At 63.8% G+C, this 257-nt stretch carries 1 protein-coding gene; it reads left to right on the top strand.

Annotation, left to right across the window (positions count from 1 at the left end; genetic code table 11):
- A partial coding sequence (locus tag B3873_RS17950; protein ID WP_286867745.1) for an acyl-CoA thioesterase occupies positions 1-257 on the top strand: 257 nt, incomplete at both ends.

Here is a 257-nt window from a genome sequence, read left to right as displayed (position 1 = left end):
TCGGTGGACCAGGTGATGTTCCGCCAGCCCATCCACGTGGGCGAGCTGGTGACTTTCCTGGCCAGCGTCAACCATACCGGCAAGTCGTCCATGGAAATCGGCATCAAGGTGGTGGCCGAGAACATCCGCACCCAGGAAACGCGCCACGTCAACAGCTGCTTCTTCACCATGGTGGCCGTGGACGACCAGCGCAAGCCGATCCCGGTGCCGCCGCTGCGGCCCTTCTCGCAGGAAGAAAAGCGCCGCTTTGACGCCGC

It is taken from the genome of Herbaspirillum sp. UBA812, from assembly GCF_002296545.1.
Taxonomy (GTDB): Bacteria; Pseudomonadota; Gammaproteobacteria; order Burkholderiales; family Burkholderiaceae_D; genus Herbaspirillum; species Herbaspirillum huttiense.
The sequence above is the reverse complement of the archived record's forward strand: the minus strand, read 5'-3'. Positions and strand labels throughout refer to the sequence as shown.